This window comes from Streptomyces sp. NPDC040545, assembly GCF_055595065.1.
The window spans coordinates 1-10,951 of the sequence record NZ_JBVIWA010000044.1 but is presented as its reverse complement, the minus strand read 5'-3'; the positions used below and the strand labels follow the sequence as shown (position 1 = coordinate 10,951).

The following is a 10,951-nucleotide window of genomic DNA, read 5'->3' as shown; positions in this document are numbered from 1 at the left end:
CCCCCTCCCCCCCCCCCCCCCCCCCCCCCCCCCCCCCCCCCCCCCCCCCCCCCCCCCCCCCCCCCCCCCCCCCCCCCCCCCCCCCCCCCCCCCGCGCTGGCGGCTCCCGAACCGACCGGGTCCTCGCGGACGTCGGTCGGGGCGGTGGCGTTGCGATGGTGGTGATGGTGGTGATGGTGGTGCGATCGAGCGGGTGGAACGGGTGATCGGGTGGAACGGGGGTGGAAACGGGGTGGATCAGTGCGCTGCCGCGCGGGCCATCGCGCCCGTCCGGCGCGGCTGCAGCGGAACGCTGCTCGCCGTGGCCCGGGCCGGCGGTGCGGGTGCGCGGTCACGGCGTGGCTGTGCGGCCACACCGTTCTGGACGTCCATCACGGCATGCGCCACGAGTCCGCCCATCGGGTCGTGCCGGATCAGGTCCCGCAGCCGGGACCTGGACGACCGCCCCTCGTTGCCGGGGTACAGGTGCTTGCCGAGTCCGACCGCGTGGGCCAGTGCGGCGAGCGCCGCGGTCCGCGGGTCCGGCGGTACGCCGGTGCGGATCGCACTGTCGAGCCGGGCTCGGATCTCCCGGCTGATCTCCGTGTCCGTCGCCTGGTAGCGAGTCGTCGGAAGCACTCCGCACATCTGTCCCGCGACGGCATGCACCATGCCGCAGCGCTCCAGATGAGCGAGGTAAATCTGACGGAGCCCCAGTCGGGGTCCGCCGATCCAGTGGACGGCCCGTACCGGGCTGCCGCGCCTGCGCAGCAGTTCCAGTGCGGAGTCCAGAGTCGGATCTCCTGTCGGCCGTGGCATCACCACGGCGATACGATCCCCATCAGGGGCTATCCGTCCTGCCAGAGCCAGCTCCACTAGCTGTGCCCCGGCCAGGCCGAGGTCGAGCGACTGCGGCTGCGCCGTGGTACCCGTGGCCGGGTCCAAGGCGAGCAGCAGAAGCTCCTCCGGAATTGTTCTGCGGCTCCTGCCCATCCATGCCTCCCCGCGTGGATGAGTGACAGGGTGACGCCTCTCACATTCATCTGTCGAGAGCGCGTGGCCGCTTTGTGGGGGAACCCGCAGCTATGTCGTTCTCGTCTAGCACGGGGGCGATGCTCCCGAGACGGGACACTGTTAGACATTCGGACAGCCGGACGTGGCGGCGATGGAGGAGGAACGGTGGCGGGCGAGTCCCCCGACAAGTCGGTAGATGAAGGAGCGCCGGGGGCGGCGGAGTCGTCCGCGGAGCGTGATCCGAGGCTGTCGGTGTTCCGGCCGCGGGATCCCGAGAGCGGCGGGGCCGCGGCTGCTGCCGGTGCCGGTGCCGGTGCCGGTGTTGACGTCGATGTCGATGTCCAGGCCGATGTCGAAGCCGATGTCGAAGCCGAAGCCGAAGCCGAAGCCGAAGCCGCAGCCGCAGCCGAAGCCGAAGCCGAAGCCGAAGCCGAAGCCGATGGCGGGGGCGAGTCCGAAGCCGACTCCGGAGCCGAGTCCGAGGCCGAAGCCGAAGCCGCAGCCGAAGCCGATGGCGGGGGCGAGTCCGAAGCCGAGTCCGGAGCCGAGTCCGAGGCCGGAGCCGGCGCGCGGGACCCGCTGCGGGATGCGGTGGCGGCATGGGTCGCCTCCGCCGATGACGCCGACGATGCCGATGACGCCGACGACGATGGCGCCGACAGCGAGACCGCTGCGGCCGAGGCCGAGGATTCCGCTTCGGTGGACGGCAAGGCGAGCACGGACGAGCCCGACGCCACCGGGGCCGGCACGCCGGATGCCCGTACCGAGGCGCCGGACTCCGATTCCGGCTCCAGCTCGGATTCCGCTTCCGATTCCTCCGCTGCCTCCGCTCCGGTCGCCGAGGCGAAGCCCGCTGTCGAGAAGCCGAAGGCGGAGGCACCCGCGGACAGCGAGCGCACCGCCGTCTTCCGGGCCTTCACGCCCGCCGAGGCGAAGTCTGCGGCCGAGAAGGCCGAGAAGGCCGAGAAGGCCGAGAAGGCCGAGAAGCCGAAGGCCGAGGAGCCCGCGGACAGCGAGCGCACCGCCGTGTTCCGTGCCTTCAAGGCAGATTCCGCTTCGGCTCCCGCCGGGGAGCGGCCGAAGCCCGCGGCCGAGAAGCCGAAGGCCGACGAGTCGGCGGACAGTGAGCGCACCGCGGTGTTCCGCGCCGTGAAGCCCGCTTCCGCTTCGGCTCCCGCCGCCGAGGCGAAGCCGGCCGCGGCGGCCGAGAAGCCCGTGGACAGCGAGCGCACCGCCGTCTTCCGTGTCCCGAAGGTGGACGCGGCCGAGTCGCAGGCTCCGAAGCCGGCCCCCGCCAAGCCCGCCCCCGCCCGGCCGAACCTGGCCAAGCCGGCCGAGGCCAGGCTCGCCGCCAAGCCCGCCGAGTCCAAGCCCGCCGAGGCCCGGCCCGCGGCCGAGTCGCCCAAGGGCAGCACCTTCGTGCCGCTGCGTCCGGAAGGCGGCGCGACCCCGTCCGCGCCCGCGAAGACGCCCGCGCCGGCCGGGCCGCGGCCGAAGGTTCCGGTTCCGCCCGCCGCCGCGCGGTTCGACCACTCCGAGCGGACCACGCAGCAGCCGCTGCCGCCCAAGCCGCCGCTCGACATGCTGGCGGACCTCACGAACAACCCGCCCCCGCCGCCGAGCCCGATGCGCACCGCCATCCGGCGGGTCAAGATCTACGCGCCGCTCGTCGCGCTCCTGGTGGTCATCCTGGCCGTCGTGCAGTTGGTTCGCCCGCTGCCCGAGCCGAAGCTCGTCATGACCGGGAAGTCCTCGTACACCTTCGAGGGCGCCATGCCCCAGCTGCCCTGGCCCACCGAGGGGCAGGCGTACATGGCGGCCGCCGGCCTCGGCACGCTCGGCCAGTCCGGCGAGCAGAAGCCGGTGCCGATCGCGAGCGTCACCAAGTCGATGACGGCGTACATCATCCTGCGCGACCACCCCATAAAGAAGGGTGAGCAGGGCGAGATGATCGACGTCGACAAGACGGCCGAGACCGAGGGCAAGAAGAACAACTCGACCGACAACGAGTCCACCCTCGACACGGTCAAGGAGGGCGACAAGATCTCGGAGTACGACGCGATCGCCGCCCTCATGATCCCGTCGGCCAACAACATCGCGCGGCTGCTCGCGCGCTGGGACTCCGGTTCCCAGGAGGCGTTCGTCAAGAAGATGAACGACACCGCCAAGGAACTCGGCATGGCCAACACCACGTACACGGACCCCTCGGGTCTGGACGCGACCACGGTCAGCACCGCCGAGGACCAGGTCAAGCTGGGTCTGAAGCTGGTCGAGATCGAGACGCTGCTCGACATCACCAAGAAGCCCAACTGGATCGACCCCTCCGGCAAGAGCTGGCGGAACTGGAACGGCCTGACCGGACCCACCGGCGCACTCGGCATCAAGACCGGTACGACGACCAAGGCGGGCGGAAACCTGCTCTTCGCCGCCCAGAAGAAGGTCGGCAACACCAACCAGCTGATCGTCGGAGCCGTCCTCGGCCAGCACAAGCCGGCGATCATCGACACCGTGCTCGCCGCGAGCAAGCAGCTGATGCTCGCCACCCAGAAGGCACTCGACGGCGCGACCGTCGTGAAGAAGGGCCAGGTCGTGGGGTACGTCGACGACGGTCTCGGCGGCCGGACGCCCGTCGTGGCCACCGCCGACGTGCAGGCGGTCGGCTGGGCCTCGCTGACCGTCGACGTCAAGCTCGCGGACGGCGGCGCGAAGATGCCGCAGACCGCGACGGCCGGTACCGAGGTCGGCGTGCTGACCGTCGGCGAGGGTGCCAGCCAGGTCAAGGTGCCGGTGGCGCTGAAGGACGACCTGGCCGCGCCCGGGATCGGTAGCAAGCTGACGCGCGTCGGCTGACATCCGGTGAGAGCGTGGATCCGGCGCCCTGGGCAACCCCGGGGCGCCGGGCCGCGTCTAGGCCCCCGGGAAGTTCGTGTACTCATGGGTTGGGGAGTGCGGCAGTGACCACCGCTGAGCAGCAGGGTCGGCGCCAGGAGGCCATCCCGTCGGCCGACGGCGGTGCTTCCGGGGTGTCCGCGACGGCCGCGCCCGCCACGACGGCCGCGCCCGCCGCGACGGCCGCGCCCGCCACGACCGCCACGACCGCCGGGTCCGCCGGGTCCGCCGTGCCCGCCGGGTCCACCGCGTCTCCCGCCTCCGCCGCCTCCGCCGCACCTTCCGTGCCCGGAGGCATACGGCCGCCCCGCGGCCCGATCGGTGCCGTTCTCGACGGGGCCCGGCGCCATCCGGTGGCCGTCGCCACCGTCCTCGCCGGGCTGCTGCACGTCGTCTGGTTCTTCAGCTTCGCCAACAGCGGCGGTGACCTGGCCGCGCAGGACGCCTGGGCCGAGTTCGTCGGCCGCCATCCCGACTCGGCGTACAACCTCGCCTGGTACGGCGGCATGCACCCCGTCTCGTACAGCGTGGTCTCGCCGTACCTCATGCACATGCTCGGCGTCCGGACCACGATGATGATCGCCGGCACCGTCTCGGCGGGGCTGCTCGCGCTGATCCTGACCCGCTGCCGCGGGGCCGTGCGCGAGCCCCTGTGGCCCGCCCTGGCCGGGGTCTACGGCCTGCTCTGCAACGCCCTCTCGGGCCGTGTCACCTTCGGCCTCGGCGTGCTGTTCGCGCTCGGCGCCGTCGCCGCCGTCTTCTGCTGGCCCCGCAAGTGGGCGGAGCGGCGCTGGGCCAAGGCCGCGGTGGCGGCCCCGCTGGCCGGCCTCGCGACCGCCGCCAGCCCCGTCGCCGGGCTCTTCCTCGGGGTGATCGCGGCCGCCCTGTTCCTGAGCGGGCGGCGACCGGGCGCGTACGCGCTGGGGCTGGCCCCGGTGGCCGTGGTGGGGCTGTCGGCGTGGCTGTTCCCGTTCTCCGGGACGCAGCCGATGAAGATCGGCTCGGCGGGGCTGCCGTTCGCGTTCGGGCTGCTGATCCTGTTCCTGGTACCGAGGCGGTGGAAGACCGTCCGGATCGCCTCGGCCGTCTACGCCCTCGGTGTCTTCCTCACCTGGGTGATCGACTCCCAGGTCGGCTCGAATGTCACCCGCCTCGTGATGCTGTTCGGCGGGGCCGCGCTGCTGGCGGCCCTCCCGTACGAGCTTCCGCGCTCGCGGCGCTGGTACGCGGTCCTGTTCGCCATCGTCGGGATCAACGCCTGGATCACCACCAACAGCGTCACCGACATCGTCCGCACCACCCCGCTGGCCGCCTGGAGCCGGGAGCTGGCCCCGCTCGTCGACCAGCTGCAGAAGGCGGGCGCCGACCGCGGCCGGGTCGAGGTGGTCCCGGCCAGCAGCCACCGCGAGTCCTCCGCCTTCCCCTCGTACGTGAACCTCGCGCGCGGCTGGAACCGGCAGGCCGACCTGGAGCGCAACCCGCTCTTCTACGACGACACCCTCACCGCCGACAGCTACCGGGCCTGGCTGGAGCGCTGGGCCGTGCACTACGTGGTGCTGCCCGCCGACAAGCCCGACTCGGGCGGCGAGGACGAGGCGAAGCTGGTGCGCGGGGGGCTCCCGTACCTCCAGCAGGTGTGGGGCGACGCGAACTGGCAGCTCTTCAAGGTCCACGAGCCCACCGACCTGGTGGCCGGACCGGCGACCGTGGTGCGGGCGAGCGCCGACCAGCTGGTCGTCGACGTGAAGCAGCCCGGCCGGGTGCTGGTGCGGATCCCGCACTCGCCGTGGCTGGGGCTGGTGGACGCGGCGGGCAGGCCCGTACCGCCGCCGCAGGAGACCTTCGCCTCGAAGGCGCGCGGCGGGAGCGGGGAGGGCGGCGCGCTGCGGAAGCAGTACGCGAACACGGCGGGATGCCTCTTCAAGGCCGCTCCGGACGACACCGGGGACGTGTGGACGGAGCTGCTGGCACCGGCGCCGGGGGAGTACCGGGTGGCGGCGAAGTACCAGCTGCCGCGGGGGACGCCCTGCCCGGAGGACCTGGTGCACCAGACGCTGGGCCAGCCGAAGCGTCCGGCTCCGCCGCGCCCCTGACCGAGGCTCTTGATCGGAATTCTTTACACAGTGGTCCGGGTGCGTTGGTCCGTATATGTGCATACGATCCCAGTAGTCCGATTGGGTGCTTCCCGAAGGAGTTGACGACGGGATGAACAAAGAGCAGAAGCGGGATGTCCGGGCGGCCATCGCGAAGGCGCAGGAGCAGGCACAGCCGCCGCGCGCTCCGGGACACGGCTTCAGCGGTCCGGTACGGAGCAAGGTCAAGGGCGGACTGCACACGAAGGCCGCGCTCAAGCGGGCCGGCACTCCGCAGGGCGACCGTATCGGCGAGCGCAGCAGTGGCCTGAGCTGACCGTGATGGCACAGCCCTTCCGGCCTGGGCCGGGAGGGCTTCGTGTGCCTCGATGCCGCTGTGGGTCGCGATCCGGCGGGAGCCGGGGCGCTCCGGGCCGGGCAGCGTCTTGCCGATGTGATTCGGCCTGAGCCGGTGCGATCCGGCCGGTTCCCGCCGCTCACCCGCCGGGGCTCGCGCATTACCGTGACGTGACCATGAACGACACGCAGCGCGACGAGCGGCTGCGGCCGCGCCCGCGGCTGCCGGCCTGGACCTCGACCCTGACCTGGAAGGCCACGGTCTTCATCACCCTCATGTGCTGCGGACTCGCGGCACTGCTGGGCTGCCTCGTGCACGGCGCCATGACCCGCCAGACCGTGGGCGCCGCCCGCGAGAAGGCGCTGACCCGGCTGGAACGGACCGTCGAGGCCTACGAGACCGGCGCGCGCATGCCGCGCGGCGAGGGCATCGACCCGTCGGGCCTGCCCCCGGAGCTGCGCGCCCTGGCCGTCGGCGGCGGACGCGGCACGGCCGTCGGCACGTACCGGGGCCGGCCCGTGATGTGGGCGGCCGGCCCCGCCGCCCACGGCGGCGCGATAGCCGTCTCCGTGGACTTCCGCGCGAGCGAGCGGACCATCGCCGAACTGGACCGGGCCATCCTCGGCTCCTCGGGGCTCGCCATCGCGGGCACCCTCCTGATCGGCGCGTTCGTCGTCACCCGGGTCACCCGGCGGCTGCACCTGACCGCGCAGGTGGCCCGCCGGATCAGCGCCGGCGACCTCGACGCGCGCGTCGACGACAGCACGCGCAGCAAGGACGAGGTGGCTGCGGTCTCCCGGGCCCTGGACACCATGGCCTCGTCGCTGCAGTGCAAGCTCGAGGCGGAACAGCGGTTCACGGCGGACGTCGCCCACGAGCTCCGCACCCCGCTGACCGGCCTGAACGCGGCCGCCGAGCTCCTGCCGCCGGGCCGCCCGGCCGAGCTCGTACGGGACCGGGTGCGGACGATGCGCTCGCTGACCGAGGACCTCCTGGAAATCTCACGGCTGGAGACGCGCGGCGAACGCCTGGAACTGGACTCGCACGACCTGGCCGACCTGGCGGCACGCACGATCCGCGCCTCGGGCACCGACACGGCCCTGGAGGTGCGCGGCCCGCGCGGACCCCTGCGGGTGGAGACGGACCGGCGGCGCCTGGAGCGGATCCTGGACAACCTCGTGGCCAACGCGCACCGTCACGGCGCCGCCCCGGTCACGCTCACGGTCGACGGCCGGACCCTGACGGTGACGGACTCGGGCCCCGGCTATCCGGAGTACCTGCTGGCCGCCGGCCCGCAGCGGTTCCGTACGGAGGGCACGAACAAGGGCCACGGGCTGGGCCTGACCATCGCGGCCGGCCAGGCCCGGGTCCTCGGCGCCACCCTCACCTTCCACAACCGGAAGGCGGGCGGCGCCGAGGCCCGCGTCACGCTTCCAGGGCCCGCAGCACCGGGAGCAACTGCGCTTCCTCGCCGTCGAGATGAGCTTCCAGCTCCTGGCTCATCCGTTCCACCCGCTCGCTGAACCCGGCGCCGGGCGCGTCCAGGGCCCGTACCAGCTCCTCCTGGAGCCGCGCGATGACGCGGTGCTCGGCCCCGATCCGGCGGAAGAACTCCCGCATGTGCGGATGCTGTTGCTCCAGGTACGGGAAGAGGCCCGCGTCCTCGCTCCGGTGGTGGAACTCCAGCGAATGGCAGAACGCGAGGCAGTGCTGGCGCAGTTGCAGCCCGAGCGAAGCCGCCGCGGCGTCCTGCGGCTCCTCGCGCGCGAGCTCCCGTACGAGGGCCAACTGCGCCCGTAGCCAGCCGTGCACGTCGAGCAGCTTCCCGGCGATCCCGCCCTCCTGAGCCGGGGTCTCGTGCGTGCGCTGGAGCGCGACGACGGGGAGCACCCGCCGGGTGCGCTCCTGGTACTCGCCGTACCCGGGCTCCGCACGGACGATCCGGGCGAACAGCTCGTCCCGCCGCGCCCCTTGGGCGGGGACGGCGACGGCCTCGTAGGTCTCCGTCCCGGTCTCGACCTCGACGAGGGGCCGCGCGAGCAGATTGTGGTACCAGGCGGGGTGCCGGTCGGCCCCGGCGGCGGACGCGACGACGAGCAGCTCCCCGTCGCCGCCCTCGCGGGCGAAGCCGAGCGGAACGGTGTGCGGCTTCCCGGACCTGGCGCCGGTGGTGGTGAGCAGGATCAGCTCGGAACCTTCGAAGGGCCCGCCGACCTGGCCGGCGTTCGCCCTGAATTCTTCGATGACAGTGTGATTGAACGATGACACGGAGTGGGCATTTCCTCACGGTGTGTGCGTGCGTGCGACGACAGCGAAACAACCGAGGGAGATCACCCGTAGCCGGTGGCGTACATGCCCATGGGCCCGGTCCTTCAACAACAGGTGCCTGCCCAACCACCGCCCGGCCCACATCTCAGTAGGCGGCGTCACGCGACACATGCGCCATGTAACCACAACGCGAAGAGGCCCCGCGATCGATATCGACCGCGGGGCCTCGTCCGTGCCCTCGGCAGGATTCGAACCTGCGACACCGGCTTTAGGAGAGCCGTGCTCTATCCCCTGAGCTACGAAGGCGGGGGCTTGTCGCGAACCTTGCCGGAAACCCCGCTGGGGCAGCCCGACTCGGACGGACAAACGTCCTGGTCAGCTTGCGTGCGTATGCGGGTGGGTCGGCGTCCTCGCGGACACTTTCCCGGGCACACGCCTGGTAGCCGTCTGACCGCTGACAGCCTAGCGGATCGTGCTGGGAGTGGTCGCATGGATTGCCGCAGGTCTGGGGCCGAGGCTGTGCAAGATCACGTGTGCTGCCGCAGCCGAGCCTGTGCGGGGCGACGGCATACTGGTGGCCGGCAGGGCTGCATTGTTCGCCAACCTCGAAGACTGATTCGTTCATCGCTGCAAAGGTCTGAAATGTCACGAATAGCCGCCAGGCTCCGTTCAAGCATGCCTGGAGCGGAGTCGGCAGGGTTCCTCGGGCGGCCCGGCAGGATCTACGCCATCGCAGCCTTCGTCGTCGTTGCCGCGCTCGCCGTACGGTTGTCGCTGCGGCACGAGCAGTCGACCGACTTCGTCGTGTTCCTGAAGCCCTGGACTCAGCACATCTCCGCGAACGGCGGCTTCCGCGCCCTCAAGGACACCAGCTTCTCGGACTACAACGTCCCCTATCTCTACGTCCTGGCGCTGCTGACGCACCTGCCGATCCCGTGGCTCACGGGAATCAAGGCCGTCTCGGTCGGATTCGACCTGATCCTGGCGTTCTTCGCGTTCCGGATCACCGCTCTGCGGCACCCCGGCCGGCCGGCCCTGCCTCTCGCGGCCGCCGGCATCGTGCTGTTCCTGCCGACGGTGACGACGAACAGTGCGTGGTGGTCGCAGGCCGACTCGATCTTCACCACGTTCATCGTCGGCGGGCTGTACTTCGTGCTGCGTCACCGTCCCTGGTGGGCCTGCACGTTCTTCGGGCTGGCGCTCGCATTCAAGCTGCAGACCGTTTTCATCTTCCCGTTCCTGTTCGTGCTGCTCCTGATCCGGCGGTTGCCCCTGAAGGCGGTCGTGGCCATTCCCGCCGTCTTCCTGGCCCTGGACGTGCCCGCACTGCTGCTCGGTGCCGACCCCGTGAAGCTGCTGACCATCTACGCGCGGCAGACCGGGACTTACCAGTTCCTCACCATGAACGCGCCGTCCGTGTATCAGTTCTTCACCGCGGGCGATCATGTCGACGCCATCCGCAGGGCGGGCATCCTCGGTACCGGGCTGATCGTCCTCGTCCTGACCGCGCTGGTCGTGTTCTCGCGCGTGGGCCGTGCGTCCATGCGGCTCGGCGGCCGCGCCGGCGAGATCACGCCGACGCACGTCGTCCTGATGGCCGCGGTCTCGGCCACGCTCGTGCCGTTCCTGCTGCCGTCGATGCACGAACGCTACTTCTACGTCGCGGACGTCCTCAGCGTGCTCGCGGCGTTCTACCTGCCCAAGCGGCTCTGGGCGTTTCCGATCCTCGTGCAGATCTCGTCCTTCGGCTCCTACATGGAGTACATCGACTACCACGGCGTGCTCAACCCCATGCCCGAGATGGCGGTCTACGCTGCCGTGATGGCAGTGGCCGTCGTCCACCTGGTGGTCGTCACCATCCTGGAGTTCCGCCGCACGGACAACTCCTCCGGAGTCGGCACCCGCGAACCCGCCACCGCGCACACCCGGCCCACCACCCCGGTCGCGTAGCACCGGGGATGACGCCGAGGCCTCACCGCCCGGGCTGCCTCACCGCCTGGGCTGCCTTGCGGCCCACCGGCACAGACCCACTCTCGACCGGCCGCGCACGGCCGGTCAGGATCGCCGGCACGTCCGTCGGCGGTCTTCCGTACTCGGCGATTGAAGACAGGCGACCAGCCATGTACAACGCGCAAGCACCGGCGGACTCCGCGATCACCCAGCCCGCTCCCGTGCTGTCGGTGGTGATCCCGATCTACAACGAGCAGGAGGCCCTGCCCCTGACCGTGGCGCGCCTGCGCCCGATCCTGGACGGCATGGGGATCAGCTACGAGGTGGTGGGGATCGACGACGGGTCCACCGACGCCACTCCGGTGATCATGCAGAAGATCCGCCAGGAGTGGCCCGAGCTGCGCATCGTGCGCTTCGCCCG

8 protein-coding genes and 1 tRNA gene are annotated in these 10,951 nt (G+C 71.5%); 6 read left to right on the top strand and 3 right to left on the bottom strand.

Annotation, left to right across the window (positions count from 1 at the left end; all coding sequences use genetic code 11):
* Nucleotides 1-237: 237 nt before the first annotated feature.
* The gene (locus ACZ573_RS38080; RefSeq protein ID WP_030390041.1) at nt 238-972 is read right to left on the bottom strand and encodes a GOLPH3/VPS74 family protein; all 735 of its coding nucleotides are present in this window, start codon (nt 970-972) and stop codon (nt 238-240) included.
* Between the two features lie 186 nt (nt 973-1,158).
* Here ACZ573_RS38080 and ACZ573_RS38075 point away from each other — a divergent pair, with 186 nt between their 5' ends.
* From ACZ573_RS38075 to ACZ573_RS38060, 4 genes are all read left to right on the top strand, one after another.
* Entirely contained in the window at nt 1,159-3,843 is a 2,685-nt protein-coding gene (locus ACZ573_RS38075; protein ID WP_471313455.1) for a D-alanyl-D-alanine carboxypeptidase family protein, read from the top strand.
* Between the two features lie 104 nt (nt 3,844-3,947).
* Nucleotides 3,948-5,975: an MFS transporter gene (locus tag ACZ573_RS38070; protein ID WP_471313452.1), complete on the top strand. Its 2,028-nt coding sequence runs from the start codon at nt 3,948-3,950 to the stop codon at nt 5,973-5,975.
* A 112-nt stretch (nt 5,976-6,087) separates the two neighbouring features.
* Nucleotides 6,088-6,291, top strand: a complete 204-nt coding sequence (locus tag ACZ573_RS38065; RefSeq protein ID WP_202506911.1) for a hypothetical protein — start codon at nt 6,088-6,090, stop codon at nt 6,289-6,291.
* 197 nt (nt 6,292-6,488) lie between these two features.
* A complete protein-coding gene (locus tag ACZ573_RS38060) occupies nt 6,489-7,835 on the top strand; it encodes an ATP-binding protein (RefSeq protein ID WP_471313449.1) in 1,347 nt (448 codons plus the stop codon).
* Here the strand turns inward: ACZ573_RS38060 and ACZ573_RS38055 are convergent.
* The gene (locus ACZ573_RS38055) at nt 7,738-8,580 is read right to left on the bottom strand and encodes a nitroreductase/quinone reductase family protein (RefSeq protein ID WP_471313446.1); all 843 of its coding nucleotides are present in this window, start codon (nt 8,578-8,580) and stop codon (nt 7,738-7,740) included. The genes ACZ573_RS38060 and ACZ573_RS38055 overlap by 98 nt on opposite strands.
* 233 nt (nt 8,581-8,813) lie before the next feature.
* Nucleotides 8,814-8,886: transfer RNA gene (locus ACZ573_RS38050), tRNA-Arg, on the bottom strand.
* Between the two features lie 369 nt (nt 8,887-9,255).
* Between ACZ573_RS38050 and ACZ573_RS38045 the strand changes: the two genes are divergently transcribed.
* Nucleotides 9,256-10,530 carry a glycosyltransferase 87 family protein gene (locus ACZ573_RS38045; RefSeq protein WP_471313443.1) on the top strand — a complete coding sequence of 425 codons (1,275 nt, stop codon included), beginning with the start codon at nt 9,256-9,258 and terminating at the stop codon, nt 10,528-10,530.
* Between the two features lie 170 nt (nt 10,531-10,700).
* On the top strand, nt 10,701-10,951 hold a 251-nt coding region (locus tag ACZ573_RS38040), incomplete at its 3' end, for a glycosyltransferase (protein WP_471313440.1).

What these genes read in the sequence shown, in the direction of transcription:
- ACZ573_RS38060 (WP_471313449.1), top strand. Translation starts at nt 6,489, where the DNA reads ATGAACGACACGCAGCGCGACGAGCGGCTGCGGCCGCGCCCGCGGCTG.
- ACZ573_RS38065 (WP_202506911.1), top strand. Translation starts at nt 6,088, where the DNA reads ATGAACAAAGAGCAGAAGCGGGATGTCCGGGCGGCCATCGCGAAGGCG.
- ACZ573_RS38080 (WP_030390041.1), bottom strand. Translation starts at nt 972, where the DNA reads ATGGGCAGGAGCCGCAGAACAATTCCGGAGGAGCTTCTGCTGCTCGCC.
- ACZ573_RS38045 (WP_471313443.1), top strand. Translation starts at nt 9,256, where the DNA reads ATGCCTGGAGCGGAGTCGGCAGGGTTCCTCGGGCGGCCCGGCAGGATC.